Here is a 23,442-nt window from a genome sequence, read left to right on the forward strand (position 1 = left end):
TCGACCCCTGCTCGTTTCGCCGGTCGACTACCCTTGTTTCGCCGGTCGACTATCGCCACCTGTGGAGGAGGCGATACTCCTCGTCAGGCGTATACCGCCGGAACAGCAGGCTGTTCGTCAGCACGGAGACGCTCGAGATCGCCATTGCGATGGCGGCAAGCACCGGCTGGAGCAGGCCGAGCGAGGCCAGCGGGATCATCGCCGTGTTGTACCCCAGCGCCCACACGAGGTTCTGCTTGATCTTCGCCAGCGTCGCCTCCGAGATCCGGATGGCCTTCACGACGTCGACCGGATCGTCGCGCATCAGCGTGACGTCCGCGGCCTCGATGGCAACGTCGGTGCCCGAGCCGATGGCCGTGCCGACGTACGCGACCGCGAGCGCGGGCGCGTCGTTGACGCCGTCGCCGACCATCATCGCCTTTCGACCGCCGTCCTGAATGGCCTCCACGGCGTCCGACTTGTCCTCGGGAAGGACCTCCGCGCGGACGTTCTCGGGGTCGATCCCGACCTGCTCGGCGACCGCGCGGGCGGTGCGCTCGTTGTCGCCGGTGATCAGCATCACGTCGATGCCGCGCTCCTGTAACTGGCTCACGGCCTCCGTCGCGCTCTCCTTGACCGTGTCGGCGTCGGCGACGACGCCCACGAGTTCGCCCTCATAGGCGACAAGCATCGCCGTTTTGCCCTCGCTTTCGAGGCGTTCCATCGTTTTCTGGGCGGGCGCGGGATCGATCCCGTTGTCACGGAGGAGCTTCCGGTTGCCGACCAGCACCTGGCCGCCATCGACGGTCGCTTTGACGCCCTGGCCGGGGACGTTCTCGAAGTCGTCGGGGTCGGTCACGTCGATGCCGCGGGCTTCGGCGCCGTCGACGATCGCTCGGGCGAGGGGATGCTCGCTCCCGCTCTCGGCGATCGCCGCGAGCCGAAGCACCTCCTCCTCGCCGAGTCGCTTACGTGCAGCCAGCTGCCCCCCATCGGGAGCGGTGTTTCCGCCATCCGCGACGGGCCGACCGTCGTCACCGAGCACGACGACGTCGGTCAGCTCCATCTCGCCTCTCGTGAGCGTCCCGGTCTTGTCGAAGACGATCGTGTTGACGTCCTTCGCGCGTTCGAGGACGTCACCGCCCTTGAACAGGACGCCGTTTTGTGCCCCGAGGGTCGTCCCGACCATCGTCGCGGCGGGCGTCGCCAGGCCCAGCGCACAGGGACAGGCGATCAGCACCGACGAGGCGAACACGATGATCGCGAACTCGAAGACGGAGACGCCGCCGGCGGCGACGGGACCACCAGCGACGAGCCCCCACAGCGGGAGAGCATCGACGACGCCCGCGAGGGTCGCCGGGAACAGGTACCAGACGACGCCCCAGAAGGCGGCGTTCGCGATGACCGCCGGGACGAAGTACGCGGAGATGCGGTCGGCGAGGTTCTGGATGTCGGGCTGTCGCGACTGCGCCTCCTTGACCGTCTGCACGATCTGCTGGAGCGCCGTGTCCGTCCCGACCTTCGTCGCCTCGACGACGAGCACGCCGTTCTCGTTGATCGTCGACCCGACCACTTCGTCGCCCGCCGATTTCTCGACGGGGACCGACTCGCCGGTCACCATCGACTCGTCGACCGCCGACTGGCCATCGACGACGACGCCGTCGGTCGGGATCTGCTCGCCCGGGCGGACCTTCATCCGGTCGCCGACGTCGACGTCCTCGAGGGGGATCTCCTCCTCGTTCCCGTCCTCGTCAACCACGGTGGCGGTGTCCGCCTCCATCTCGAGGAGCTTCCGGAGCGCCTCGCCGGCCTGCCCCTTCGAGCGGGCTTCGAGGTAGTTGCCGAGCGTGATGAACACCAGGATGAACGCCGCCGTGTCGAAGTACAGTCCGCCGGCGATAAGCTCGAACAGGACCGCCACGGAGTAGACGTACGCGGTCGTCGAGCCGAGCGCGATCAGCACGTCCATGTTGGCGCGGCCGTTCGTGACGAGCGCCGTGTAGGAGTTCTCGTAGAACGGCTTGCCCAGCACCAGCTGGACGGGCGTCGCCAGCGCGAACATAACCCATCCGGACGGCAGACCGATGACCTCCTCACCGACGAGTCCGAGCCCCAGCAGGTGGTCGACCATAAACGCCAGCAGGGGCAGGGACAGGACCGCACCGAACAGCGTCAACCGAAGCTGCCGACGGATCTCCCCTTGGCGGGCGGCCTCTCGAGCATCGCCGCCTGCGCCATTGTCGGTCCCTCCCTCCTCTCGGACGGGCGAGTAGCCGGCGTCCTCGATGGCGCCGTAGAAGTCCGACAGCTCCGCCTCGGCGGGATTGTACGTGACCTGTGTCTCGTCGGTCGCGTAGTTGGCGTCGGCGTCGACGACGCCCGGCGTCCGTTCGAGCGCGTCACGGATCGTCTCCGAGCAGTTCGCACACGACATATCGGTGACCGCGATCGTGACCGAGTCCGTCACCGGCGAGTAGCCCGCGTCCGCGATCGCGTCGAATATCTCGCCGAGCGAGACCTGCTCGGGATCGTACGTGACCGACCCCTCGTCGGTGGCGAAGTTGATGGTCGCCTCCGAGACGCCCTCGAGCGAGCCGACGGCGTCGGAGATGGTCTGCGAACAGTTCGCACAACTCATCCCCTGGATGTTGATTTGGCTTTTTCGCTGGCTCATTATTCGTATATACGGGGTCCGTATTCAACGGGGTTTCCCTTTTGAATATTCAACTTTTTCGGCCCGCAACTTTCGAATACAAAGCGCGTCGCGCCCGGATCAACGACTACTGATCCGTCTCCCGACCGATCGCGATTCAATTGCGGTTTGGAGAACCCAACTGACCCCCGTTTCCGGTCGACGACCGATTTGATATCGCGGTATATAATTTATACCTCCTCGAACGCCCGAACCGTCTCGAAGGATCCATCCTCGATCGCGTCGGCGATCGCCGATATCGAAACGGAATCCGGCGTTTGGTGGGGGTACTTCCGGGCGAAATACCGCGTGAGGTTATCGATATCGCGCTCAAGGAACTCCCGTGCGTTCTCGTGATCGGTTGGGACCGCCTGGGGCCAGTCGAAGATCGTGATACCGCTTTCGGCGATCGCCACGTTGTGTTCGGACATATCCGCGTGCACCCACCCGTCCTCGTAGGCAGTCGTCAGCTCCGCAAGCACCAGATCGAGTACGCCCACGACCTGTTCGGCGTCCAGCTTTGCGCGCGCGAGCTCGACGCCCTCGAACTTGTCCATCACGATCGCGTGCCGGTTCCAGTCGATCGGTCGCGGCACCGAAACGTCAGGATATAGGGTTTCAAGGGCCTCGTACTCCCGTTCTGCCGCCTGCCGGGCGGTGTACAGCCAGGAGACGTGTTGTCTGTCGGCCGTGTACTCGCGCTCCTTCATCACCTCGCGGAAGTTTGTGTACCCCTCACGGTGGAACTTCAACGCGAGCGGTTTGAACGATCGGGCCTCGTAGACATCGCTTTCCTTGCCGACGCCCAGCGGGGAACCAATCCCCTCGACGGTGTCTCGTTCGGCGAAGGTGCGCAACGCGAGCGCGTCGTACCCCTCGAAGGTCAGCTGGTACCCCTCGTACTGGATCGTCTTTCGCTCGATCAGCTCCTCGTCGAGACACCGGTCGATCCGGTAGTCGACCTCCTCGGCCGTGAGCTCGGAGTACTCCGGGAGCTTGTCGCGGCGGACCCACTCCGAGAAGCGCATCCCCTGCTCGACCCCCGAGAGGAGATAGAAGTCCTCGGGTTCGAGGTCGGCCATCAACCCCGCGATGTTCCTGACCATACCGCCCGTACTCCGGCGACTCCTAAAAGGGCCGTGCGATCCGGACTTCTCCCTGGTATAAATCTCATACCGCGATATAAAATCAAAAGGCGGCGACCGCGCTCCCGACCACGAACGGCGTCGGCCACATCTGGTCGGTTTGCGGCCGAGTCGAAGCTCGTTCGATCGGTCGGCGCGCTACTCGGCGGCCAACGCCTGGTCACGCAGCTGTTCGCCCTCCGACGTCGAGACGGTGAGCTCGGGCACGGGAACCGGGGATCGGTCCTCATCGATCGCCACGAAGACGAAGTACGATTCCGTCGTCAGCTCTCGATCTCCGGTGAGGGGATCCTCGCCGTAGACCCGAACGCGAACGCGAACGCTGGTTCGGCCGGCGGCGTAGACGTACGCCTCGATGAAGGCGATGTCGCCGAGCTCGAGCGGCAGCTCGAAGTCCACGGAGTTGATGTGGGCGGTGACGCAGGGTTCACTGGCGAACCGCATCGCGCTCATGCCGCCGACCTCGTCCATCCATCGCAGAATGTTCCCGCCGTGTGCGGTGCCGTGGTTGTTCGCGTGGTGCGGCTGGATCCGGTTCCGGTCCTCGATGAAGGTCTCGACCAAATCGACCATACCCCGGATTCGGTCGGCTCCCGTATGAAAACCACCGCCGAACGAGGTAGCGACGGACGGCGACCGGTGACGGTCAGCCGGTTCTCCTCACTCGTCGTCCGTCACTCGTCGTCAGTCGTGGTCTCCACTTTCTCGGCGAGCAGGCTCGGCGTGAGGCCCTTTTCCCCGAGCGTCGCTCCGACGAGCGCGCCCAGCGCGCCCCCGCTGCTGGCGGTGCTTCGGCCGAACAGGCCGCCGATCCCGGCGCCGACGGCGGCGCCGATGGCGGCGTATTTCGCACGATTCACGGCTCGAATGATTCGAGATTTCATATCGTATATAGGCGGCGAACGGGGTTAAGCCTGAGGTGTGTTTCCTCGTCGTGGGTCTCGGAGAACCGTCCGCTTCCCCCACGACACCGATGAGGAGGCCATTAATTAGACTACTCTAAAAATATACTTCGATACAAAGAATTATCTAGTTAGGCGTGATACCCCGAAGCACGTATGTCCAACACGGACTCGGAGCGGCAACGACGCCGGTTCTCACGGCGCGGCGCGCTCGCCGCCGGCGGAGGGCTCCTCACGGCCGGGCTCGCCGGCTGTGCCGGGAGCGCCGACCCCGGCGACCGCTCGGCATCGCCCGACGCGACGACCGGCGGGATGGCGGGCACCACGACCGGGAACGACGACTCTCCGGTCGCGGTCGCGTCCTTCTTCAGCTTCTACGACTTCGCCCGTCACATCGCCGCGGGAACGCCGGTCGAGGTGCGGAACCTCGTTCCGACCGGCCTCCACGGCCACGGGTGGGAGCCGAACGCGCGGATCACCCGCAAGATAATCGAGGCTGACGCGTTCATTCACGTCGGACCGGACTTCCAGCCGTGGGCCGACCGCGCGATCGAGACGATCGAGGCCGACGGGGTCGACACCGACCTCATCAACGCCCGCGAGGGAATCGAGCTCGTCGGCCTGGCTGCCAGCCTCGACCGCGACGAGGAGGGAGTCGGCGAGCAGCGCGGCAAGGATCCGCATTTCTGGCTCGACCCGAACCGGGCGATGCAGTCGGTCGACACCATCGCCGACGGGCTCGCTCGGATCGCACCCGACCACGAGGACGCCCTCCGGGCGAACGCCGACGCGTACAAGCGTGACGTCCTCGGGCGCATCGACGCGGAGTACCGGGCGATCTTCGAGGCCGCCGACCGCGACGTCGTGCAGCTTGCCGCCCACAACGCCTTCCAGTATCTCGGCGTCGCCTACGGCGTTCGGATGCGCCCGCTCGTGGTCAATCTGGCCGCGAGCGGCGACGTCAAGCCGACCGACATCACCGAGGCGAAGCGGGTCATCGACGACCACGACATCGAGTACATCGCCGCCGCCGTCTTCGAAACCCGACGACCGGCCCAACAGCTCCTCCGGGAAACGGCCGTCGAGGCCTACTTTCCGGTTACGCCCTACGCCGGCGTTCGCGAGGACTGGGTCGCCGCGGGCTGGGGATACGAGGAGATCGCCCGTCGGATAAACATACCGACCTTCGAGGTGGTCCTCGGGAACGCCGCCCCCGAAGCGGTCGGGCCCGACGGCTGGGCCGACGAATGGCGGAACTTCGAATGACGATGCCGCATACGACCGCCGCCCCGGACGCCACGGATGTCACCCCGGACGCCACGGACGCCACCCCGGACGCGACCACCCATCCGGATCCGGTCATCGACCTGTCGACCGTCACGTTCGGCTACACGGCCACGCCGGTCCTCGAGGACGTCTCGCTCGCGGTCGATCCCGGCGAGTACGCCGCCGTGGTGGGACCGAACGGGTCCGGAAAGTCGACCCTCCTGAAGATCGTCCTCGGGCTGGTGACCCCTGACGCCGGGAGCGCACGACTCTTCGGCGAACCGTCCCGATCGTTCGATAACGGGGCGCGGATCGGCTACGTCCCGCAGCACGCCGACGCCGCGGTCGGGATGCCGATCACCGTCCGGGAGGTGGTCAAGATGGGCCGGTTTCCCCACGTCGGCGTTCGCGGCCTCTCCGATGCGGACTGGGACGTCGTCGATGCGGCGATCGAGACGGTCGGAATGGCGGGATTCGCGACCCGCCGCATCGGGGAGCTCTCCGGCGGCCAGCGCCAACGTGCGTTCATCGCCCGCGCCCTGGCGGGAGAGGCCGACCTCCTCGTCCTCGACGAGCCGACGGTCGGGGTTGACGTCGAGTCAGTCGAGGCGTTCTATGACCTCCTGGACGCGCTCAACGAGGACGGGATGACGATCGTGCTCATCGAACACGACCTCGGCGCCGTCACCGACCACGCCGAGCGCGTCGTCTGTCTCAACCGGACGGTCCGCTTCGACGGCCCGACGGAGGCGTTTCTCGGCAGCGACGCCTTCGCCCGGGCGTTCGGCGCGACGGTTGGCGGCATCGAGCGCGCCGCGTCCGGCGATGCGTCCGGCGGCGGCGATGCGTCCGGTGACGACGACGCGTCCTTTGAACGGACGGCTGCGTCGGGGGGTGACCGCGAGTGATCGACCTCGTGTTCGCTCCGCTGTACCGCGTGCTCGAGCTGTGGTACTGGCTGATGATACAGCTCCACGGTCTCACGGGGATGGAGATCCTCGATCCGAGCTTCACCTTCCTCTATCGGGCGATCCTGATGGGGCTGTGTATCGGGGTGATGGCCCCGCTCATCGGAACGTACCTGGTGCACCGGCGGCTCGCGCTCATCGGGGACGCGCTGGCCCACACCGCGTTCGCGGGTGTCGCCGTCGGCCTGTTCGTCAACGCGGTGCTGGATTTCGGGATCTCGCCGTACCTGACTGCGGTCGTCGTCGCGATGATCGCGGCGCTCGCGATCGAGCTGATCTCGGAGGCGACCGACGTCTACAACGACGTCTCGATGGCGATCGTCCTCTCGACGGGGTTCGCGCTCGGATCGACGCTCATCAGCCTCAACGCCGGCGGGCTCTCCGTGGGGATCGACCAGTACCTGTTCGGCAATCTCTCGACGGTCGCCCCCTTCGACGCAGTCGTCCTGCTGGCGCTCTGTCTGGTCGTCGTCGCGACGGTCGTCGTCGCCCGAAACCAACTCCTGTACGTGACCTTCGACGAGACCGCGGCGGCGGTTTCGGGGATCCCCGTGAACTGGTACAACCGGCTGCTTGTGGTGCTCACCGCGCTCGTCGTGGTCGGCGCGATGCAGATCCTCGGCGTGATCCTGGTCGCGGCGATGCTCGTCGTCCCCGTTGCGGGCGCGACCCAACTCGCGCGCAGCTTCACCGAGTCGATCCTGATCGCAGTCGTTCTCGCTGAGCTCGCCGTGGTCCTCGGGATCGCGGTCGCCTACTACGGCGGCGCGACCGGCGGCCCGGTCATCGTGCTCGTCGCGGTCGGGCTCTACGTCGTCGCGGCGGTCCTCGGCAAGCTGGGGGACGAGCTCACCGACTCGTCGGCTCCCGAGACGGACGCGATCGAGGGATGACGATGACCGCGTTCGGCGGACCGCAACGGTTTTTCGGACACGATCCGAACGCGCGGTATGGACGCACCCGACGGCGACTGGCGACTCATCCGCGAGGAGGCCCGACCGGGGCCGATGCAGATGGCGCTCGACGAGGTCGCGGCTGACACCGCCGCCGAGGGCGGGCCCTGGACGGTCCGCGTCTATCGGTGGGACCCGAGCTGTCTCACGATGGGCTACCGGCAGGATCCCGACTCGGTCGACTGGGAGTGGTGTGGGGCCAACGGCGTCGACGTCACCCGGCGCCAGACCGGTGGCGGCGGCATCTACCACGACACGGTCGGCGACATCGCCTACTCGATCGCGGTTCCGGCCGACGTCGTTCCCGGCGAGCTGCTCGACTGTTACCACCAGCTCTGTGAGCCGATCCTCGAGTTCTTCTCCCGGATCGGCGTCGATGCCGACTACGTCTCGGAGTCCGTCCCGGAGATCCACCACCCGGCGTGTTACCTCCGGGAGTTGCACCCGGCCCACGACGTCGTGGCGGGGCCCGCTGACGACCGCCGAAAGATCGCCGGCAACGCTCAGTACCGGCGCAACGACGCCGTGATCCAACACGGATCGCTGACGTTCAGCGTCGACGCCGAGCGCCATCTCGGCGTCTTCGACGACCCGCCGATCGACCCGGAGGGGTTCCGCGATCGGGTCGTCGGGATGGACGAGCTCGTCGATCTCGATCGTGACGATGTCGTTGAAACGCTTGAGGAAACGCTCGCCGAGTGGGCCACGGCCAGCGAGGGGTCGTGGACGGACGCCGAGCTCTCGCAGGCACGCGAACGTGCGGACGAGAAGTATCGATCCGACTCGTGGGTGCACGAGCAGCCCGGGTCACGGTCGTAAGGCCCCCGTTCGTTTCGTCTCCTCCCGTCCGGGTCGCGACCGTCCCGGTTCCCGACGCCACGGCGCGTTCCGAAGCGGCTTTGGCCCGCGATCCCCTGCTTTCGGTATGACACTCCGGATCGGCGCCCACGTCTCGATCGCGGGCGGGGTCGACAACGCGATCGACAACCAGCTCGAGGTCGGCGGCAACTGCGGACAGATCTTCACTCACTCCCCACAGGTCTGGAAGGACCCGAACATCGGCGACGAGGAGGCCGAGCGCTTCCGTGCGGGAACGACCGAGAACCTCGCGGGCCCGTGGGTGGTCCACACCTCCTACCTCGTGAACCTCTGTACGCCCAAGGAGGACCTTCGCGAGAAGTCCCGCGAGTCGATGCAGGCGGAGCTTGACGCCGCCGCGGCCCTCGACATCCCGTACGTGAACGTCCACCTCGGCGCCCACACCGGCGCGGGCGTCGAGGCCGGCCTCGAGAACGCGGCCGGCGTCCTCGACTCCCTCGACGTCCCCGACGGGGTCACGATCCTGATCGAGTCCGATGCCGGATCCGGGACGAAGCTCGGCGGGCAGTTCGAACACCTCGCGACGGTTCTCGACCTCGCCGAGACGGACCTCGACGTCTGTCTCGATACGGCTCACACCTTCGCGGCCGGCTATGACCTCTCGACGAGGCGGGGCGTCGACGAGACGATCGCGGAGTTCGACGACGTCGTCGGGCTCGAACACCTCCGGTGTCTCCACCTCAACGACTCCAAACACGACTGCGGGACCAACAAGGACGAACACGCCCACATCGGCGAGGGTCACATCGGCGATGCGGGGATGGAGCGGATCGTCACTCACCCCGACCTCCGGGAGCTTCCATTCGTTCTCGAGACGCCGACCGAGGACGGCCGGAGCTACGCGTGGAACGTCGACCGGGTCCGACAGCTCCGATCTGCAGAGTGAGGTGGTCCCCTGCTGGTCCGGTGTCTCCACAGGGGGCGGATTTTTGTAGCTGCTGACCGTCGTTCGGATCGTGGTCACCACCGAATCGCTGCTGTTCGGCGAGGGACGCCGCAGGGGTCTGTCGCTGATCGGCGGGTTCGCCGCCCTCACAGCGGTCATCCTCCTCGCCGTGTTGATGCTCGAGTATGTGTCTCCATCACACCCACTCACCCGGTTTTTGGCCGATGGCGCGCTCCCCTCGGTTCTGCTGTACGTTCCCGCCCCGGTGGCGGCCGTCGGGGCGTACGCGCGATGCGGGGCGCCGGCGTGTCTGTCGGCCGGCGTCGTTCCCGGCGTCGTCTTCGGCGCCATCGTCGTGATCGGCGGACTGCTCGGTATCCCCGGTACGGGGGCCGACGCCGCGGGCCTTGGACTCTCGATCGGGCTCTCCGTCGGGTTCTCGATCGTCGGCCTCTCCAGCGCGTTCGTCGGCTACTGCACCGGCGTTACCGCCGTTCTCGCGCTTGACGCGTTTCGTGAGAGCGGCGGTCAGAGTGCCGATGGCTAGTCCGGGGCACACTCGACACTTGTTAATCCCCTCGTGACGAACTCCCGCCGTGCGACGGTTCAGCCCCGAATACCTCGACCGGACGCGTCGTGGGATGTGGGACGACGACCGGGAGGCGCTGTCCCCGCTTCGGCTCCCGGAGCGCGACCGCGTTCTCGACGTGGGCTGTGGGACCGGGGAGCTGACGCGCGTTCTCGCGGCGGAGACGTCGCCGGACGCGACCGTTCTGGGGACGGATGCGGACCGGGAACTGCTTCGGGCCGCGCAAGCGCGCGAGCACGCGAACGATGCTGACATCGCTCCTGATGCTCCTCCCGCTCCCGACGACACTCATACCGATCCCGACGCCGGTTTCGATGCTCCCAACGCCACGGCCACTCCGGCCTACTTGGCCGGCGACGCGGCGCGACTGCCCGTCGCCGACGCGGCGGTCGATCTCGTCGTCTGCCAGGCGCTGCTCATCAACCTGCCCGAGCCGCGGGCGGCGATCCGCGAGTTCCGGCGCGTCTCGAGTGACCTCGTGGCGGCCATCGAGCCCAACAACGCCGACGTCGGCGTCTCCTCGACGGTTGACGCCGAGGAACGGCTGGAGCGCGAGGCGCGAACCGCCTACCTCGACGGCGTCGGGACGAACGTCGCGCTGGGCGACCGGGTCCGGGAGCTGTTCCGGCGTGAGGGGATCGAGTCGGTTACGACCCGCCGTTACTACCACGAGAAACGGATCGAGCCGCCGTATTCCGAGCAGTCGGTTTCCGCTGCGGCCCGCAAGGCTAGCGGCGCCGGTCTCGCCGACCACCGCGCCGAGCTCGAGGCGGCGCTGTCGCCGGCGGAATACGATGACCTGCGATCACGCTGGCGGTCGATGGGGCGGGACGTCGTCGCGGCGATGCGCGACCGCGAGTACGAGCGCGTCGAGGTCGTCCCCTTCGACGTGACCGTCGGCCGCGTCGGCTCGGCGTGAGGGTCGGCCGGTCGGGTCGGCGTGACGGTCGACGACGTCATCCGTCTCTCACACCACGTCGCCGCGTACCGACGACCCCGTCGATCGGTTTCGTTCGCGCCGCATCGTCTCGGCGGCCTCGGCGGCGACGGCCTCCTCGGCACCCAACATCGACAGCGCCGCCTCGAGCGTCGGCATCGCGAAGGAACTCTCCCGAAGCCGATCGAGCGCGTCGGCGTCGCGTTCCCCGTCGACCCACAGGCAGACTCCACGCGGGTCGAGGACCTCCGTGTACGTTTCGCGGGCCACGGCGCCGTTGAGACGCTGGGTGACGTTCCGGTCGAACCCCGTGTTACAGACTTCCAGATGCACCGGTTCATCGGCCGGGAGAAGGTGGGCAGCCAGACACTTTTCGGGCGCCGCATACCCGTTTGCGTTCGTCCGCACCAGATCGGGATGCTGACGGGCCCACTCCGCACGAACGGTCGAGCCGATCCCGCGGATCCCCTCGAGAGCATCCGGAACCGATCCGGTCTCGGTGTTCGGATCCCCGTCCCGTCCCTCGCCGAGGAGGACGTCCTTCGTGACGTAGACGTCGAGACGGTCGATCGGGTCCAGTCCCACGGCGACGTCGCCGTAGACCCACACCTCCCGAACCGGGACCGGCATCGTGTCGGCCTCGACGGTCTCCAGGATCGTTTCCACCCGGTCGATCGCGGCAGTACGCTCCATCGTCGGCCGTTCGGCGGCCGCGGTGAAACCGGTTACGTCCCCGCGATATCCGCCGCGGAGGCATCCTCGGCGTCACCACGCCGATCGTATTTCGCAACCGCTCTGTCGGCCCGTTTCGAGAGCCCGTACGGGTTCCGCGTCGAGGTCCGATCACGTGCGCGGGCAACCATTCCGTCGGAAAATCCCGTCGTCGTCCCAAGGAGGACGTCGCGGCCGTTCGCGATCCAGCCGGTCGGCGTCGCGGCACCCGTAATGACGTCCCGCGCGACGGACGTCGAGTCGCCGAACGCGTGTGCGGCGATCCGGCGGATCACGGTCGGTCGGAGGCCGTAGTTCTTCGCGAGCCGATAGGCCAAGGCCCGATATTTCCAGCCCCAATCGCGGTCGGGTCGGCCCCCGTCCGCGGCCGGCGATGCGTCCGCGTCCCGTTCGACCGAGAGGGCGGACTCCCACCCCACCTCGTAGCCGAGTCCCGCCAGACGATGGGCGGCGTCGCGTGCGCCGCCGATCTCGAGATATTCGTCGAAGCCGTCCAGCTCCTCGAGGGCGTCCGATCGAAACACGACGTTGCCGCCGGCGAAGTAGGTCACGTTTCGCCCGGCGATCCGTCGTCGTTCGGCGCTATCCGCCGTCTGCCCGGCACGAAGCGGGCGCGCGACGGGACCGGTGACGACGCCGGCGTGTTCGAGTCCCGCCCGAACGCCCTCGATCCACTCGGGATCGATCCGGTTGTCGTAATCGACGAGCGCGATCACCTCGCCGGTTGCCACCTCGATGCCGGCGTTCCGAGCGACGGTGACGCTCCGGTCGGAGATCTCCACGAGCACGTCGACGTCCTCGCGGTCGCGAACCATTCCGGTGGTTCCGTCGGCGGAGGGTCCGTTGACGACGATCACCTCGGCCGCGGGCGCGTGGGCGGACAACGCATCCAGTCCGTCCGCCAGTTGGTCCCGTCCGTTGAGCGTGGGGACCACGACCGAGATGTTCATACCTCGACCCGTACGACACGCCGCCTAAAAGACTCTTCGTGAAGCGATCGGGTCGAGCCGCGGACGAGCGGCGTCAGGGTCGGGCGGCGTCGCGGACGAACGGAATCACGTTCGGAGGTAATAGACCTGCTTGCGTGCGTCCTTGAAGCTGTACCGGGAGTCGACGATCTCCGACTCCTCGAGCCGGTTGAGCGCGTACCGGACCGTCCTGTCGGGCAGCAGCGACTCCTCGGCGAGCTGTCCCTGCGAGAGCGGTGCGTCAGTCTCGAGAACCTTCGCGACGAGCTTCGCGCTTGGGGGGAGCTCACGGAGACGATCGCGATACTCCGATTCGGTCAGGATCGTGGGGTCGTGGGTCTCCGCGGAACGAGTGCTCATATCGGGTGGGTGCCATCGATCCATCGTAAAGGTTGGCTATATATAGGGGAATTCTATATCGACAATATAATGTCTTAATATATCTCTCGGCGCCCCGTCCGCCGACACCTGCCGACCCACAGCGGGGGCCGACCCGCCGCAGTCCCGGTTCGATATCCAGTACGGTTTTGTCGTTCGGGGCGTGAGGACATCCTAGTGTGAAAGGACAGGATTGGTACCAGGCGGACGACGTCGCGGAGCAGTACGACGACATCCGGTTCGCCGACGGCGGACGCGTCATCGACCGCCGGGAGAAGGAGGCGGTGTTGTCGTCTTTGGCTCCCATCGAGGGGAAACGCGTCCTTGAGGTGGCCTGTGGAACCGGCCGATTCACCACGATGCTTGCCGACCAAGGAGCCGACATCGTCGGACTCGACATCTCCCGCGAGATGCTCGAACAGGGGCGCCGAAAGGTTCGTGACGCCGGGATCGACGACCACGTCGAGTTCCTTCGTGGCGACGCCTCGCGGCTCCCGTTTCCGGACGACCACTTCGATACCGTCCTCGCGATGCGGTTTTTCCACCTGATGGACGACCCGATCCCGTTCCTTTCGGAGCTGGCTCGGGTGAGCGCCGACCAGATCGTCTTCGACACGTTCAACCGCCGGAGCGCGCGCGTCCTGTACACCTGGCTGCTGCCGATGGGATCGCGGCTCTACTCGGAGGACCAGGTCGTCTCGATGCTCTCCGCGGCCGACCTCTCTCTCGCCGGGGAGGAACACGACTTCGTCCTCCCGTACGGCTTTTACCGGAACCTGCCCGGCGCCGTCGCGAGGGGATTCCGCGTCGTCGACGAGGCGATCGGCCGAACGATCCCGGGCGATTACGTCGCCTCGGTTTCCTACTGGGACGCCCGCGTTTCCGACAACGAGTGACGCCCGTCACCCGTCCCGTCGTTAGACGTCCTCGTCGACGATCTCGCCGACCGCGAAGTTCGATTTGACCTCGGTGACCTCGATCTTTACGCGCTCCCCGACGTCGCCGCCCGGCACGATGATCACGTAGCCGCGTTCGACACGAGCGATCCCGTCGCCCTGTTTCCCGATGTCCTCGATCTCGACGTACCGCATCTCGCCGGGCTCGACGGGCGGTTGGGGGCCCTCGCCGGTCTCGGCGTTCGCCTCGCCGATCTCGCCGTCGTAATCGTCCTCGCCGGCGCCGGCGATGAGCGCGACCCGATACGTGTCGCCGACGTCGACCGTGCCGGTCTCGACCTCGCGTTTCGGTACCTCGACGACGTAGGAATCGTCCGTTTCTCGAACGTCCGCACTGAACAGACAGAGGAGTTTCTCCGAAATTTCCATATGTAGACCTCTATCGGGTACTCACGACCGAGAATAATAGGTGTACCGCCAGCGGATCGCGGTCGACCCGGTCCGCGGACCGGGTCAGCGTTCGGGTCACCGTTTCCGGTCGGCGATCCCGCTCACCGTTTCCGGTCAGCGGTCCTGCTCACCGTTCCCGGTCGGCGTCCGCACCGTCGATCGGGGTTCCGTCCGGCCGCTTTTGACCCTCGGAGTCGTGGATGACGACGCCATCGACGCCGGTCGACGGGCGATAGGCGTCTCGAACGGCGATCGCCTCCTCGAGCTCCCGAACCGCCCGCCGTTTCAATGCGCCCGCCAGTTCCTCGGCCTCGTCCCGGGAGATATCCCGGCCGAGTCCCTCACACTCGTGAGCCCGAACCAGTCCGGCCTCGTCGACTGCCTCGCCCATCGGTTGGGTCGTGCCGCCGAGCGCGACGCTGAACGGGTATGTCCGACACACGAGCGGGCGGTCATCGTGGACGGTACAGGCGCCCTGGCCGTCCGTTTCCCGATAGAACGTGCAGTCGCCACACGAATCCGTCTGGAGGGCCCACTCGAACGTTTCGCCGACAGGATCCCCGTCCGGCGTCTCCTCGAGGCCGTACGGCATCGGACGAGCGACATCGCGCCAGTCGTAGCTCTCGACTGCCTCGCCGTCGTCTCCGTCAGCCGCCGCTCTCGCGGCGTCGTCTCCGGCTGCTTCCGGTGTGCCGTCTTCCCCGTTCTCGGTCGGTTGGTCGCCGGTGTGCCGTTCGTCCTCGAGCGCCGCGAGCAACTCCCGGGCCTCGTCGGGGAAGACCGTCGCCGTGTGTGGTTCCGTGTCCGGTTCGGACGCGGCGTCATCGTCCCCATCGGGGACATATCCCCGACAGCAGGCCCCACAGCGCGTACACTCGAACCCGATCGACTCGATCGCGTCCGCGAGGCCGTCCACCGCGAGATCGCGGGCGTGGTCGAGTTCGGCTTCGAGACTCTCCATACGTTCCCTCGCGTCTCCACGCGGTAAACCACGACGATCGGACGACAGAGCGAAGTGGCCGGAACCGCTGTGTGCGCGTGTGAAGGAGTATCGCCGCAAACAGCTGCTCGAACGGGTCAACCGGGAGGCGGCGACGATCGGGGCCTCGATCCCCGAAACGATCGAGGTGCAAGGCGAGCCGATCGACCTCCAGGAGTTCGTCTTCGAGATCAAACGACGCGACGCCGTCCCGCCGGGCGAGCGTGAGCGCGTCGAGCGGGCGAAACGGAACCTCCGGCGCGAGCGGATCGAGCGTCTCGGCCGCATCGAGACGGGGGAGGTGTCCTACGAGACCGGCGTCGAGCTGGCGGACGCGATCATCGGCATCGACCGGGCGCTCGATGCACTCGAATCCCTCGATCCCGCAGACCTCGAGACGGAGGCCAGACGGCAGGACGCCGTCGACACGAAACGCTGGATGAACTTCCTCAAGCAGGCGCTCGGCCGCGAGGACGCATCCTCGGGACGAACCTGATTCTGGACCCCCCGTTCCGTTCCCGCGCTCCGACCAGCTGTGCGTCACACGTCGCCGGCCATCGCCCGAAACAACGCCGCCGAGAGTGCGTCGCGGTCGACGGCTTCCTCGATCGAGTCGTCCGTCGGATCGACGTCGGGCGTGATCCGGCCGCCTCCCATTCGGGCGTGGCCCCCGCCGTCGCCGTTCGGAACGTCCGCGAGCGCCTCCTCGATCGCCTTCCCCATATGGACCCGATCGTCGCGCGATCGTCCCGAGAGGTGGATCGTACCGTCCCGCTCGCCGACGATCACGACGGCGGTGACGCCCTCGAGTTGGATCAGCTCGTCGGCCGCCTGTGGGATCGCGTCGACGTTGTTGACCGATCCGACGTCGGCGACGGCGAACGACCCCTCGACCTGCCGACCCGCGATCGCTCGCGCCTTCACCTCGAGGACCTCGGCGTCGACCGCCGGGTTCGCGATCCGATCGAGTCGGTCCTGGTCGACGCCCGGATACAGGTAGCTGGCCGCCGCGAAGTCGGCCTCGCTCGCGCCGACGGTGAGGTGATTCGTGTCGGCGAGGATCCCGTACAATAGTCCAGTTGCCGCGCTGGTGGGGAGGGTGTAGCTCCCGTCGGTTTCGCTCGCGTGCCTATCAGGCGGCACCGGGGTCGCGTCGTTGTCCTCGAAGTACTCCGCGACGATCGACGCGGTCGCACCGTAGTCGGTCCGGACGTCCGTGAACTCCTCGCCCGCCCCGTCACCGGGATGATGGTCGATCACCGCCAGCGGGAGAATGCCGTCAGTGCCGCCGAACCCGCGCGCCTCGTTGTGGTCGACGAGAACGACCGACTCGGACGCGAGATCGGTGACGTGGTCGATCTGGTCAAGCTCCAGGTCGAGAACCGTCCGGAACGCGCGGTTCTCCTGATGGCGGATCTGCCCCGGGTACTGGATCGTCGCGTCGACGTCGACCTGGGCAGCCAACTCGACGACGCCGACCGCGGCCGCCATCGCGTCGGGATCGGGATTCGGATGCATCAGCACCGTCAGCTCGTCGGCATCGGCGATCAGTCGGCGGAACCGGACGCCGTGCGCCCGGCGCAGCCGAACGAACGCGTACAGGCTTCCGAGCACGACCACGACGGCGATAGCCGTCGCCACCGTCAGCTCGGGGTTCTCGCGGATGAACGGCTCGACGGCGGCGAACCACTCCTCGCCCGCGGTGACCTGTCCCATACACCACCTCACACCGGCTCGGCCTACAAGAAACCCCCAGACGGTTTTCGTTCTCGGTGGCGGCCGTCACTCACCCATCGTGACAGTCAGATTTCACTCCGGTAGTCCGCGATCGCTTCCCGGTAGCCCTCCCGATGGGTCGGATACGCGAGTTCGTACCCGAGCTCCCGAAGGCGGTCGTTCGTACAGCGTTTGCTCGTCCGGACACGACGTGCGACACGGTCCGATATTTCCGGATCGGACAGCCGCTCGGCTTTCGACCGTTTCGGCGGTCGATCGACGCCACACTCGTCGGCCAGCCAGTCGGCAAAGGCGTGTTTCGCGATCGGCTCGTCGTCGGTGACGAGCACGACCGAGCCACGTCCCTGGTTCGTTTCGAGAAGGTGTCGGATCGCCCCCGCGGCGTCGTCACGGTGGACCATGTTCAGGTAGCCCTCGGTCACCGGCCCCTCGAGGTATCGCTCGAGGCGATATCGGTCCGGGCCGTACAGTCCGGAAAATCGGGTGACGGTCCCGTCGATCCCGACACCGGTGCTCGTCCCGAGCGCGACGCGTTCGGCCGCGGCCAGGACACGGGTCTTCTCCGTTTGCGGGTCGATCGGGGTCGACTCGTCCACCCAGTCGCCGTCGTGGTCGCCGTAGACGCCAGTCGAGGAGGTGTAGACGAGCCGATCGGGAACGGTCTCGCGGGAGCCGTACTCGGCGATCACGTTCTCGAGTCCCGTGACGTAGACCGATCGTGCAGCGGACGCGTCACGGCCGCCGGAACTGGCCGCGAAGACGACCGCGTCGACGTCGGGAAGCACGCCTAGCGAGTCCGGATCGGTGACGTCCGCTCGGACCGACACGAGCCCGGCTGCCTCGACCGCACTCGCGCCGTCCGCCGATCGACGGACGCCCCAGATGTCGTGGCCGTTCCCGGCGAGGCCGCGGCCGAGTTCCAGTCCGACGTAGCCACACCCCACGATGGCGACGCGCATCTACGGGCTCCGATCCTCGAGCGCCGCGCTGATCTGCGCCAGCTGTCCGAGCGTCATCCGGGTACGCCCTTCGAGCGCCTGCTGGAGCTCCTGTCCCGTGAGATCGGCGTCGATCGCCCCCGCGAGCGTGTCGACGTCGACGACCGCGGTCGTCATCCCCATCAGGAGGTGATCTCGGAGTTCATACACGATCGCGTCCGGATCCCGGTCGGTCCCGACCGCGAGGATCGACGCCGCCTCCTCGACCGAGAGGTCGGTGACGCCGCCCGCCGCGATCTCCTCGAGACGGTCGCCGTCAACCGCCGTCTCGATCCGTACCGTTTCGACGCCCGCCGAATCGAGTGATTCCCGCAGGACCTGCCGATAGGCGTCGAGTATCGCGTCGGCGCCGGTGTCGGCCCCCTCGGCCGGCGTGACTTCGTGAAGCATACTGATCCTCGGCCGTCGGCGCTGAAAACGACTGCGGTCGGAGCGGTCCGGGTCTCATCCCGATCCGGCCGAACACTCCCGTCGTTCCGGGCCGGGACAGGGCCAGCCGGGCGACCGTTCACTCCACGTCCCATCCACGTCGCCGACGCCGGGCGGTCCAGGCGGGACCGCGACGACCACAGTCGTTCCCGTTTCGAACCGGATCGGGTCGGTGTATCCAAGCGTCACTCGCTCGCCATCGACCGCGACGGTCGATCGCCCCGACTCCCGAACGTACTCGAACGGTTTGCCGGGTGGGCCCGTGTCCGACCGGAGCACGAATCGGGGATACGTCCCCGCGACGTCCACGTGCCACACGTTCACCGTCGCGTACCAGTATCCCGGAACCGGTGCGACCGGCAGGCCCGCCCCGACCTGTGTGGTCACCTCGGTTGCCCACTCGTGTTCCTCGCCGAGCCGGTCGACCGCCTCGCCGCTCGTTCGCCGCAGCTCGTCCTCGACCGCCGATTCGATCCGTTTGCGAGCCACTTTTCGGGTGATCTCGCCCGCGCTGGTGACGCGGGATTTCGAGACGCTCGTTCGGCCCGAGGCGATCGCCGACCGCAGCGTCGTCCGGGTCTCGGCAGCCAGACGCGCCCGTTCACCGTCCGTGAGGGTCGTTCGATGTGCCACCTCCGCGACGATCGTCTCCGCGTACTGTCCGTTCCCCACCGCGGCCGCAAGCGATCCCGTCGTCGCGTAGTGATCACCAGCCGCATCGACGACGGCCCGCCGTTCGGACCCGGAGAGATCGGTAACTCCACCGAGCCGATGTTCGACGCGGCGTTCGACCCGCTCGACCGATCCGGCAACGTCCGACTCCAGACGGTCGTGTGATCGACGCAGCTCCTCGGAATGGTCGTCGGTCTCCCGAAGCGTCCGCTCGGTCGCCGCGAGCGTCCGCCCCGCCTGCGGGAGCGGGACGCGGGATCCGAGATCGAGGACCTCATCCACGATCCCGCCGGCGACGTCCCCGTACGGGACGGTGAAGACGTTCACGTTCCGCGTCACGAGGGGCCGGGTTTGGCTACCGGGATCGGCGGCTGGCGATGCTGCGTCGATCGTCGTCCGTGGTAGGTATCCCGGCGATCCGGCCGGTTGAAACGAGACGGCACCGCCCGGCCCGGACTCCCCGATCTCGTACGGGTCCGTGTCGGTCGTCCGTCCGCTTGCCGCGATGTACTCACCGAGCGACGATCCGTCGGCAGTACTGGCGTCCCCATCATTCCGTGTTTCCGTCGCCGCCGCCTCCTCGGCGTCGGCGTGTACCTCCCGGGCCGTTCGTGCACGTTGTTCGAGCTTCGCGATCGTCGCGTCGACGTACGCGCGTCGAGCTGCCACCCGGGCACGGTCGGCAGCTCCATCGTACGTTCGGGGCGCATCGATCAGCTGGTGGCGCTTCGCCCGAACCGTCGCCGCCAACTCCCCGTAGGGATTCGCCTCGCCGGCGGCGACCTCGCGCATTTCGACCGTGGTTTCGACTCCGCGGACGGTTTCGTGTACCACCGCGATGTCGTCACGCATCCACGCTCCGAGGTCCGCGGGACGATCCCCGTACACCACGGTTCGTCGCGGCGTCTCGACGCCGGACTCGACCGCCCGTTCGGTGATCGAGTCCACGGTCGTCGCGTCGAGATCGCGGCGGGCGGCTGTGGGTGTGTCGCGCAGGTTCGGACCGTCGATCGCGCCACCACGCTCGAACGTCGGTGATGTCGGCCGATCGGGAGCGCCGGCCGACGGCGCGTACCGACCGTCAACCGCCACGGTGACCCGATATCGCTGGCTCCACCGAACCGTCGTCGTCCGCTGGCTCGATCCGTCCGTCCAGTAGCGTGTCGTGCGGTGATCAACCGTCACCCGTCTCGTCGCCGTCTCGAACCCGTCCTCGCCACCGGACCCGCTTGCGTCCGCCGTGCTCGTGGTTCGATCGCCGACGTACGTCCAGTTCGCTCCGGGCGATCGGCGTGACGGTGGAGACGGCTGCCCACCGATCCGGTCGGTGCGGACTTCCCGCGTTGCTTCCACCCGATAGGCGGACTTGGCGATCGAGCCCGTCCGGTCGAGGGTCTCGACCAGTGCGGCGTCCGCGGCCGGACCGGCGGTTACGGTTTCGGTCGTCTCGTCCGCGTCGGCTGCGTCGTTCACACCGGTCGCGTCGGCGATGCCGTTCGTGCCGGCCGCATCGGTTGCGTCGTCGCCGCTCGTGCCGGACACGTTCCCATCGCCCATCACCGTTGCGGCGGTCCCGGAGGCCGTCTCCGTGGCGTCGTCCGGATCGGGGACCGACGTCTCGAGAACGAACCGGCTCCACTCGCCCTCGTCGAGACTGGTCGGTTCCAGGAGGTCCGTGAGGCCGGTTCGAACCGCGGCACGTCTGACGCCCGCACTCGCGTTCGGATCCGCCGCCCCGAACGTCTCTCGTTGCACCGCCGTAACTCCGGCGTTGGTCGACAGCTCGACGTGGCGGTTCCCAACGACGTTCTGGACCGGTGTGCCGAACCGTTGTGCGTACCCTCGTGCCCAGGCGATCGCGTAGAGCCGGCCGGTGAGCTGCCGGCCGAGGCCCGGTCCCTCAAGCGCGCCACGGTTCAGCACGCGCTCGAAGCGCTCGGTCCGCTCGTGGGCCGCCAGCACCGGAACCGGGACCACGACCGTGACGTCACGAGTTCGCTCTCCGACGATCCGTCCGTTCCGCCGTGCGGTGGTCGTCACGTTGTGGACGGTTGCCGCCAGCGCGGTTCCGTTCGCCGCCGGCGCGATCGTCACGCCGTCGCGAACCTCCGCGAGGGTCGCCACATCGTCTTTCGGGGGGTCGATGGTGTCGTGAGCCGGAGGAACCGGATCGTCGAACGACACCGTGGTCGTGGCGTGTACGTCTCCCGCCCGAGCAGTCGCCGTATCGATGGATTCGACGACCGCGAGTCCGATCCGGACCCGGAGCGCGTCCTCGAAGGCGGACTCGTTCCGGATCACGGTTCCGGCGAGCGCCGGATCGGGACGCGTCACCGGTTGTGCGGCCGCCGTTCGCGCTGCCTCGGCGGTCGCGCTCCGGAGCGTCGGCGTCAGGTCGGCGCTCGCGCGATCCATCGCCCACTCGACTGACCGGTCGACCGTGACGCCGGTCGTCGCGAGCCCGCTCGCGTACGCCGTGCTCGAGACGAGCAGCAACACTCCGACGAGCGCGAACGGAACCCGCCCGCGTCGATCCTCGGCGATCGAGATGGCGGGCCGATCAGACGCTCGCACGACCCCACCTCCGTACCACGAGACGTGTCGTCGCGTTGCCCTCCCCGATCGGGACGTCGACGACCGCGGTCCACACACGAGCCGTCGACGGTGGCTCCCCGCCGACGGCCATTGCGGTCCGGCGATCGATCCCGCCGTCCTCGGAACCAGAGTCTTCGGCCGCGGATGGCACACGAACCGTGACCGCGGTTCGCGGGTCGAGTCGTCGCTCGACGGCCGCCGAAACCTCGTCTCGGTACGTTCGTTCCGAGCGACGTTCGATCTCGTCCTCGCTTTCGCTCTCGGGAACGATCGCTGCGAGGGCCAGGTGTTCGGCGAGCGTTGCGTGGTGACGGCGCTCGTGGCCGGCATCCGTGTCGTAGCTGATCGTCGCCGTCTCCGTCGCGATCCGATCCGCGAGGTCGTCGACGTGTGGGTCCGGATCGGTCCCGATCGGTACGACACCCGTGACGGTCCCCACGCTCGCGGAGACGCACAGGAGAAACAGCCCGACGTCGAGGACGGTGCTCGTCATCGGCCGACCACCACCCGGAGTTCGCCTCGTCGCTGCTGGCCCGGTGCGGACCGAACGCTTACCGACCGTCGTGCGACGTCGGTGTCGGGTGGGTACGGTCGTGTCGCGGGGCGCTCGCCCACGTGCCAGCGCCGCTCCGCGGTCTCGATCACGATCCCGACCCGCCTCCGGTCGATCCCGGACTCGGCCGGCACCGCCAGCCGGTCCGGATGTGCGACGCCGGCCACGACGACCCGATCGTGGACGCGGTCGAGGACGATATCCGCGGTGGCACGACGATCGGTTCCCGGATCGGCGTCCGCGATCACGCCGGCATACAGCGCCAACCCGACGCCGACCGCAAGCAACGCGACGAGCGCGGCGATCGGTTCCGTCTGTCCGCGCTCGCGTCCGGGTTTCGGAGGCCATCCCGGCCCACGGCTGCGGCAGTCAGCCGACGAGCGTGACACGCAGTCCCTCCCAGTGGATCGATCGAACGCGGAGCCGATTCGGTGCCCGTTCCCATCGCGGGTTTCGGTCGTACCGTCCCCGTGAGACGGTCGCCGCGCGATCCAACGCGTCGGGTGAGTCGAAGACGCGCTGTGGGGGCTCGCCGTGGAGCACTCGACGAAGGCGATCGTCGCTTTCGGCGTTCGTGGCCGGAGTTACCGGCCCGAACCGGATCGGCGCCGTCGTTGACCCGCCCGGGCCGCGCAGGGAGACACGAGTCGGGGATAGCCGGATCCGATCGGCCGCGATCCCGTGTTCGGCCGTCGCCGGGAACTCGTCGGCAGCGACCCGGTCGATGGTGTCCGCGACGCCGTTTGCGTCGGGTGTTGGTCCGGACGGGATCCCCACGGCCGTTCCCAGGGCCAGGACGCTGACGGCCGCGATCCCCAGCCACGTATACCACGTTTCGATCGGTGCATCGATCATACCC

General features: G+C 67.7%; 25 protein-coding genes. 9 read left to right on the plus strand and 16 right to left on the minus strand.

The genetic code is table 11. From position 1 onward, the window contains the following. Positions 1 to 49: 49 nt before the first annotated feature. The 4 genes from BLW38_RS01040 to BLW38_RS01055 all read right to left on the minus strand — a co-directional run bounded on the left by BLW38_RS01040 (position 50) and on the right by BLW38_RS01055 (position 4,700). Positions 50 to 2,653, minus strand: coding sequence for a heavy metal translocating P-type ATPase (locus tag BLW38_RS01040; protein WP_092813084.1), 2,604 nt, complete (start codon positions 2,651 to 2,653; stop codon positions 50 to 52). A gap of 209 nt (positions 2,654 to 2,862) precedes the next feature. Continuing rightward, a complete protein-coding gene (locus BLW38_RS01045) occupies positions 2,863 to 3,777 on the minus strand; it encodes a serine/threonine-protein kinase RIO2 (RefSeq protein ID WP_092813087.1) in 915 nt (304 codons plus the stop codon). A 177-nt stretch (positions 3,778 to 3,954) separates the two neighbouring features. Then, the gene (locus BLW38_RS01050) at positions 3,955 to 4,389 is read right to left on the minus strand and encodes an acyl-CoA thioesterase (protein WP_092813090.1); all 435 of its coding nucleotides are present in this window, start codon (positions 4,387 to 4,389) and stop codon (positions 3,955 to 3,957) included. A gap of 101 nt (positions 4,390 to 4,490) precedes the next feature. Continuing rightward, entirely contained in the window at positions 4,491 to 4,700 is a 210-nt protein-coding gene (locus tag BLW38_RS01055) for a hypothetical protein (RefSeq protein ID WP_092813093.1), read from the minus strand. Positions 4,701 to 4,874: 174 nt separating this feature from the next. On the opposite strand from BLW38_RS01055, the gene BLW38_RS01060 reads away from it, so the two are divergent. The 7 genes from BLW38_RS01060 (at position 4,875) to BLW38_RS01090 (ending at position 11,178) form a co-directional block, all read left to right on the plus strand. Beyond that, the gene (locus BLW38_RS01060; RefSeq protein WP_092813096.1) at positions 4,875 to 5,984 is read left to right on the plus strand and encodes a metal ABC transporter substrate-binding protein; all 1,110 of its coding nucleotides are present in this window, start codon (positions 4,875 to 4,877) and stop codon (positions 5,982 to 5,984) included. Beyond that, a complete protein-coding gene (locus BLW38_RS01065) occupies positions 5,981 to 6,892 on the plus strand; it encodes a metal ABC transporter ATP-binding protein (protein WP_245710018.1) in 912 nt (303 codons plus the stop codon). Before BLW38_RS01060 ends, BLW38_RS01065 begins: the two co-directional genes overlap by 4 nt. 53 nt (positions 6,893 to 6,945) lie before the next feature. After that, positions 6,946 to 7,845, plus strand: a complete 900-nt coding sequence (locus tag BLW38_RS01070; protein WP_092815423.1) for a metal ABC transporter permease — start codon at positions 6,946 to 6,948, stop codon at positions 7,843 to 7,845. 57 nt (positions 7,846 to 7,902) lie between these two features. Continuing rightward, a complete protein-coding gene (locus tag BLW38_RS01075) occupies positions 7,903 to 8,724 on the plus strand; it encodes a lipoate--protein ligase family protein (RefSeq protein ID WP_092813102.1) in 822 nt (273 codons plus the stop codon). Between the two features lie 106 nt (positions 8,725 to 8,830). After that, entirely contained in the window at positions 8,831 to 9,670 is an 840-nt protein-coding gene (locus BLW38_RS01080) for a deoxyribonuclease IV (protein WP_092813105.1), read from the plus strand. 70 nt (positions 9,671 to 9,740) lie between these two features. Further along, on the plus strand, positions 9,741 to 10,217 hold the full coding sequence (locus tag BLW38_RS01085) for a hypothetical protein (protein WP_092813108.1): 477 nt from the start codon (positions 9,741 to 9,743) through the stop codon (positions 10,215 to 10,217). A gap of 49 nt (positions 10,218 to 10,266) precedes the next feature. After that, complete coding sequence (locus tag BLW38_RS01090) at positions 10,267 to 11,178, plus strand: class I SAM-dependent methyltransferase (RefSeq protein WP_092813111.1); 912 nt, start codon at positions 10,267 to 10,269, stop codon at positions 11,176 to 11,178. 48 nt (positions 11,179 to 11,226) lie between these two features. Here BLW38_RS01090 and BLW38_RS01095 read toward each other — a convergent pair whose 3' ends face one another. The 3 genes from BLW38_RS01095 to BLW38_RS01105 all read right to left on the minus strand — a co-directional run bounded on the left by BLW38_RS01095 (position 11,227) and on the right by BLW38_RS01105 (position 13,256). Continuing rightward, positions 11,227 to 11,889 (minus strand): DUF7095 family protein, encoded by a 663-nt coding sequence (locus BLW38_RS01095; RefSeq protein ID WP_092813114.1) that lies wholly within the window; start codon positions 11,887 to 11,889, stop codon positions 11,227 to 11,229. A 32-nt stretch (positions 11,890 to 11,921) separates the two neighbouring features. Beyond that, positions 11,922 to 12,878, minus strand: coding sequence for a glycosyltransferase family 2 protein (locus tag BLW38_RS01100; protein ID WP_092813116.1), 957 nt, complete (start codon positions 12,876 to 12,878; stop codon positions 11,922 to 11,924). Between the two features lie 105 nt (positions 12,879 to 12,983). Further along, on the minus strand, positions 12,984 to 13,256 hold the full coding sequence (locus BLW38_RS01105) for a winged helix-turn-helix transcriptional regulator (RefSeq protein WP_092813118.1): 273 nt from the start codon (positions 13,254 to 13,256) through the stop codon (positions 12,984 to 12,986). A 197-nt stretch (positions 13,257 to 13,453) separates the two neighbouring features. Here BLW38_RS01105 and BLW38_RS01110 point away from each other — a divergent pair, with 197 nt between their 5' ends. Continuing rightward, a complete protein-coding gene (locus BLW38_RS01110) occupies positions 13,454 to 14,170 on the plus strand; it encodes a class I SAM-dependent methyltransferase (RefSeq protein WP_092813121.1) in 717 nt (238 codons plus the stop codon). Positions 14,171 to 14,191: 21 nt separating this feature from the next. On the opposite strand, the gene BLW38_RS01115 is transcribed toward BLW38_RS01110, so the two are convergent. Next, positions 14,192 to 14,599 (minus strand): TRAM domain-containing protein, encoded by a 408-nt coding sequence (locus tag BLW38_RS01115; RefSeq protein WP_092813124.1) that lies wholly within the window; start codon positions 14,597 to 14,599, stop codon positions 14,192 to 14,194. Positions 14,600 to 14,747: 148 nt separating this feature from the next. Then, positions 14,748 to 15,581, minus strand: a complete 834-nt coding sequence (locus BLW38_RS01120) for a YkgJ family cysteine cluster protein (protein WP_092813127.1) — start codon at positions 15,579 to 15,581, stop codon at positions 14,748 to 14,750. Positions 15,582 to 15,660: 79 nt separating this feature from the next. On the opposite strand from BLW38_RS01120, the gene BLW38_RS01125 reads away from it, so the two are divergent. Next, positions 15,661 to 16,095: a DUF5788 family protein gene (locus BLW38_RS01125; protein ID WP_092813130.1), complete on the plus strand. Its 435-nt coding sequence runs from the start codon at positions 15,661 to 15,663 to the stop codon at positions 16,093 to 16,095. 44 nt (positions 16,096 to 16,139) lie between these two features. Here the strand turns inward: BLW38_RS01125 and BLW38_RS01130 are convergent, their stop codons facing one another. The 7 genes from BLW38_RS01130 to BLW38_RS01160 all read right to left on the minus strand — a co-directional run bounded on the left by BLW38_RS01130 (position 16,140) and on the right by BLW38_RS01160 (position 23,438). Continuing rightward, on the minus strand, positions 16,140 to 17,315 hold the full coding sequence (locus BLW38_RS01130; RefSeq protein WP_092813133.1) for a DHH family phosphoesterase: 1,176 nt from the start codon (positions 17,313 to 17,315) through the stop codon (positions 16,140 to 16,142). 86 nt (positions 17,316 to 17,401) lie between these two features. After that, positions 17,402 to 18,295, minus strand: coding sequence for an SDR family oxidoreductase (locus BLW38_RS01135; protein WP_092813136.1), 894 nt, complete (start codon positions 18,293 to 18,295; stop codon positions 17,402 to 17,404). Next, complete coding sequence (locus tag BLW38_RS01140) at positions 18,296 to 18,724, minus strand: DUF5791 family protein (RefSeq protein ID WP_092813139.1); 429 nt, start codon at positions 18,722 to 18,724, stop codon at positions 18,296 to 18,298. It abuts the gene before it with no gap. A gap of 54 nt (positions 18,725 to 18,778) precedes the next feature. Beyond that, positions 18,779 to 22,009, minus strand: a complete 3,231-nt coding sequence (locus tag BLW38_RS01145; RefSeq protein ID WP_092813141.1) for a DUF7286 family protein — start codon at positions 22,007 to 22,009, stop codon at positions 18,779 to 18,781. Continuing rightward, a complete protein-coding gene (locus BLW38_RS01150) occupies positions 21,996 to 22,523 on the minus strand; it encodes a DUF7284 family protein (RefSeq protein ID WP_092813144.1) in 528 nt (175 codons plus the stop codon). Before BLW38_RS01150 ends, BLW38_RS01145 begins: the two co-directional genes overlap by 14 nt. Then, positions 22,520 to 22,972 (minus strand): DUF7285 family protein, encoded by a 453-nt coding sequence (locus BLW38_RS01155; RefSeq protein ID WP_092813147.1) that lies wholly within the window; start codon positions 22,970 to 22,972, stop codon positions 22,520 to 22,522. Before BLW38_RS01155 ends, BLW38_RS01150 begins: the two co-directional genes overlap by 4 nt. Continuing rightward, on the minus strand, positions 22,953 to 23,438 hold the full coding sequence (locus BLW38_RS01160; RefSeq protein WP_092813150.1) for a DUF7283 family protein: 486 nt from the start codon (positions 23,436 to 23,438) through the stop codon (positions 22,953 to 22,955). Before BLW38_RS01160 ends, BLW38_RS01155 begins: the two co-directional genes overlap by 20 nt. Positions 23,439 to 23,442: the final 4 nt, after the last annotated feature.

The organism is Halopenitus malekzadehii (assembly GCF_900108505.1).
Lineage (GTDB): Archaea > Halobacteriota > Halobacteria > Halobacteriales > Haloferacaceae > Halopenitus > Halopenitus malekzadehii.

What these genes read in the sequence shown, in the direction of transcription:
- BLW38_RS01055 (WP_092813093.1), bottom strand. Translation starts at nt 4,700, where the DNA reads ATGAAATCTCGAATCATTCGAGCCGTGAATCGTGCGAAATACGCCGCC.
- BLW38_RS01140 (WP_092813139.1), bottom strand. Translation starts at nt 18,724, where the DNA reads ATGCTTCACGAAGTCACGCCGGCCGAGGGGGCCGACACCGGCGCCGAC.
- BLW38_RS01130 (WP_092813133.1), bottom strand. Translation starts at nt 17,315, where the DNA reads ATGGGACAGGTCACCGCGGGCGAGGAGTGGTTCGCCGCCGTCGAGCCG.
- BLW38_RS01065 (WP_245710018.1), top strand. Translation starts at nt 5,981, where the DNA reads ATGACGATGCCGCATACGACCGCCGCCCCGGACGCCACGGATGTCACC.
- BLW38_RS01050 (WP_092813090.1), bottom strand. Translation starts at nt 4,389, where the DNA reads ATGGTCGATTTGGTCGAGACCTTCATCGAGGACCGGAACCGGATCCAG.
- BLW38_RS01150 (WP_092813144.1), bottom strand. Translation starts at nt 22,523, where the DNA reads ATGACGAGCACCGTCCTCGACGTCGGGCTGTTTCTCCTGTGCGTCTCC.
- BLW38_RS01080 (WP_092813105.1), top strand. Translation starts at nt 8,831, where the DNA reads ATGACACTCCGGATCGGCGCCCACGTCTCGATCGCGGGCGGGGTCGAC.
- BLW38_RS01100 (WP_092813116.1), bottom strand. Translation starts at nt 12,878, where the DNA reads ATGAACATCTCGGTCGTGGTCCCCACGCTCAACGGACGGGACCAACTG.
- BLW38_RS01095 (WP_092813114.1), bottom strand. Translation starts at nt 11,889, where the DNA reads ATGGAGCGTACTGCCGCGATCGACCGGGTGGAAACGATCCTGGAGACC.
- BLW38_RS01135 (WP_092813136.1), bottom strand. Translation starts at nt 18,295, where the DNA reads ATGCGCGTCGCCATCGTGGGGTGTGGCTACGTCGGACTGGAACTCGGC.
- BLW38_RS01115 (WP_092813124.1), bottom strand. Translation starts at nt 14,599, where the DNA reads ATGGAAATTTCGGAGAAACTCCTCTGTCTGTTCAGTGCGGACGTTCGA.
- BLW38_RS01045 (WP_092813087.1), bottom strand. Translation starts at nt 3,777, where the DNA reads ATGGTCAGGAACATCGCGGGGTTGATGGCCGACCTCGAACCCGAGGAC.
- BLW38_RS01060 (WP_092813096.1), top strand. Translation starts at nt 4,875, where the DNA reads ATGTCCAACACGGACTCGGAGCGGCAACGACGCCGGTTCTCACGGCGC.
- BLW38_RS01070 (WP_092815423.1), top strand. Translation starts at nt 6,946, where the DNA reads ATGATACAGCTCCACGGTCTCACGGGGATGGAGATCCTCGATCCGAGC.
- BLW38_RS01120 (WP_092813127.1), bottom strand. Translation starts at nt 15,581, where the DNA reads ATGGAGAGTCTCGAAGCCGAACTCGACCACGCCCGCGATCTCGCGGTG.
- BLW38_RS01075 (WP_092813102.1), top strand. Translation starts at nt 7,903, where the DNA reads ATGGACGCACCCGACGGCGACTGGCGACTCATCCGCGAGGAGGCCCGA.
- BLW38_RS01040 (WP_092813084.1), bottom strand. Translation starts at nt 2,653, where the DNA reads ATGAGCCAGCGAAAAAGCCAAATCAACATCCAGGGGATGAGTTGTGCG.
- BLW38_RS01105 (WP_092813118.1), bottom strand. Translation starts at nt 13,256, where the DNA reads ATGAGCACTCGTTCCGCGGAGACCCACGACCCCACGATCCTGACCGAA.
- BLW38_RS01160 (WP_092813150.1), bottom strand. Translation starts at nt 23,438, where the DNA reads ATGATCGATGCACCGATCGAAACGTGGTATACGTGGCTGGGGATCGCG.